Genomic DNA, 446 nt, shown 5'->3' on the forward strand with positions numbered 1-446 from the left:
CGACCAGTTGATGCCGACGCGGCTGCGCCGTCGCGCCACGGCGTTGCACGCGGTCACGTTGTCGCTGCGCGGCGGCATGCCGCCCTTGGTCGATGCCGGCATGCTCAGCGACATCGCCACCGCCTGCCGGGATGCGCGCGTCCTGCGCTTCGGCTATCGCAGCCACGCCGGCGATGCGAGCCAGCGTCATGTGCAGCCGTTGCGGCTCGCGAACTACGGCCGCCGCTGGTATCTGATCGCCTGGGACATCGACCGCGGCGACTGGCGCAGCTTCCGCGTGGATCGCATGGACAAGGCGCGTGAGACCGGCGACAGCTTCGTGCCCCGCCCGGTGCCGGTCGACGGGGCCACGCGGCTGGAGCGCGGCATCGCCTACGAACCCTTCGCCTGCCGCGTCACCCTACGTGTGCAGGGCAGCGTCGACGCACTACAAGCCGTCCTGCCGG

The 446-nt window shown here is 71.5% G+C and carries 1 protein-coding gene; it reads left to right on the plus strand.

Annotation, left to right across the window (positions count from 1 at the left end; genetic code table 11):
- Positions 1 to 100: 100 nt before the first annotated feature.
- Positions 101 to 446 (plus strand): helix-turn-helix transcriptional regulator (locus tag H7U32_RS10345; protein WP_204469934.1); only part of this gene is annotated, 346 nt, incomplete at its 3' end.

It is taken from the genome of Bifidobacterium pullorum subsp. saeculare, from assembly GCF_016899725.1.
GTDB classification, from domain to species: domain Bacteria; phylum Actinomycetota; class Actinomycetes; order Actinomycetales; family Bifidobacteriaceae; genus Bifidobacterium; species Bifidobacterium pullorum_C.